The organism is Ruegeria sp. CH8 (assembly GCF_056536985.1).
In genome coordinates this window covers 1-1,946 of sequence record NZ_JBQFQR010000066.1, presented here as the reverse complement: position 1 = coordinate 1,946, position 1,946 = coordinate 1, and the positions used below count along the sequence as shown (strand labels likewise).

The 1,946-nt window shown below is 52.9% G+C and carries 3 protein-coding genes; 1 reads left to right on the top strand and 2 read right to left on the bottom strand.

What is annotated here, in order from left to right; genetic code table 11:
* On the bottom strand, nucleotides 1–146 hold a 146-nt coding region (locus ACR0ER_RS25510; protein ID WP_480771262.1), incomplete at its 3' end, for a GFA family protein.
* Between the two features lie 155 nt (nucleotides 147–301).
* On the opposite strand from ACR0ER_RS25510, the gene ACR0ER_RS25505 reads away from it, so the two are divergent.
* On the top strand, nucleotides 302–1,198 hold the full coding sequence (locus ACR0ER_RS25505; RefSeq protein WP_170724478.1) for a LysR family transcriptional regulator: 897 nt from the start codon (nucleotides 302–304) through the stop codon (nucleotides 1,196–1,198).
* A 56-nt stretch (nucleotides 1,199–1,254) separates the two neighbouring features.
* Here the strand turns inward: ACR0ER_RS25505 and ACR0ER_RS25500 are convergent, their stop codons facing one another.
* Nucleotides 1,255–1,650 (bottom strand): rhodanese-like domain-containing protein, encoded by a 396-nt coding sequence (locus tag ACR0ER_RS25500; protein WP_170594474.1) that lies wholly within the window; start codon nucleotides 1,648–1,650, stop codon nucleotides 1,255–1,257.
* Nucleotides 1,651–1,946 lie beyond the last annotated feature (296 nt).

The window sequence follows — 1,946 nt, the reverse complement described above, 5'->3', positions numbered from 1 at the left end:
TCGGCGGCCACTTTAGCCCAAGTTACAAAGGCACCGCCAAGGGCCATTTGGCACGAACGGCAATGGCAATGACCCGACCAAACTGGCGGGGTCGCTATCTGAAACCGAACGGCACCACAGTAACATCCACCTTGAAGTTTTTCCATCGTATCAAACTCTCCTGACGTGCGGCTCTGTAAACATCAGCGTTGAAGCGTTCGCCTTTTCCCCAACACAAAAACAGATTTCACTGTGAATATTGTCAAGAAAACCGATATCATGCGAAGCAAATCGTCTGAGGATATTTTAGAAAAACTATAGTATGGATTGGCTGCACCTTCCCCCGATGAACGCTTTGCGCGCTTTCTCAGCGGTTGCGGAAGCAGGGAGTTACACCGTGGCGGCTGAACGCTTGAACGTGACCCAAGCGGCTGTCAGCCAGCAGGTGAAATCGTTGGAAAGGTATTTGGGTGTAGCTCTCGTTGCTAAACGTGGGCGCAGCATTGAGCTGACCGAGCCAGGCATCATGCTTGCACGTGAACTGGGTATCGGCTTTGAAATCATTGGAAGGGGTGTCGAACGACTGGCAGAACACACAGCAAAGCGTCCCGTTCAAGTGACCATGTCACCAGCATTTGCGGTGGAGTGGCTATTGCCGAGGATGGCAGACTTTCAACGTGAACACCCAGAGATCACTTTGATGCTGAACCCAACTTCGGAACTGGTTCAGATACGCCCCGGCGGTATAGATGTCGCCATTCGGTATCACGACAGACGCATGCCAAGAAAAAAAGAGGATACTGTCCTTGTCACCGACATGGTCGTGATCGGAGCACCTTCATTGGTGGAAGGCCAAGATCTGCGTGACCCGGCCTCTTTAACGAAGCTGCCCTGGTTGCAGGAACTAGGCACCAACGAGGCGGCTGACTGGTTCACCTATCACGGGGTTGTTCCTGCCGAGCCATTGACCATAAATCACATGCCGGGGAACCTTATCATGACTGCGGTTCGCCGGGGTGACGGAATCACGTATTCTGCCAGAGCTTTTTTTGAGGAAGATCTTTCATCTGGTCGGATGATTGAATTGTTCTCTGAGCCACTCTTCGGCGTCTACTACATCCAGACTCAAGCAGAATTTCAGCGCCCAGAGGCTAAGGTGTTCGTCAACTGGCTTAAATCTCAGTCGCAAGTCGTATCGAGACACAACTCTGGAAGCTGAGACGTATCTATTTACCCCTCTGCTCTGTTTGCTCAACACCGTTGGTTTCGCCTTTTTTAAGGCTGCTTTGTAGAGGAGCCCGCTGCGATCAGAGCCGCCATCCCTCCATCGATGAACTGCACGTTTTGAAAACCCATCGCAGTCAATACATTTGCCGCTGCCGCGCCTCGGTAACTAGGAGCGCCGCCACAGGTGGTGAAAATTCGCCTTCCACGATCCTGTAACTCTTGAGATCTGTATTCACTTTCAAGGTCTGCCATCCAAGCGACGGCGCGACCAGGAGCCGGAATTGCTCTGGGGCTGATACCTGTGGCCGCCATTTCAGCGCTATCCCTCACGTCCACCACAAGTGCGTTGGGGTCTTCGATCAGTACTGCCAGCGCGTCAGTTGCTGAAATCGGATTTGCTTTGGATATTTCCTGAGCTTCCATTTGTGCGAATGTTAAGACCATGTTGCCCCCCGACTGCAAATCTTACGCAATGCTACCATGCGGTTGATTTACCGCAAAACGGCATCCAAGCGATGCTTGGCAGTCTTGTGGTCGCCCAGACGGTTGCCATCAACGAAGTTAAACGAGTCCCGGTCTAGGGCAGAAGCGGGCCTCGCAAATAGCCCGGCCATTGCTGTTGATCAGTGATTACTCGGCGGCCAAAGCCTTCTGCCTGCAATAACACGATGCCTTGATCGGCACCTCGGCGCGGGCAGTGGCCTTGTCCAGTTGTAGCTTGATGTGGGCGGCTTCGACCG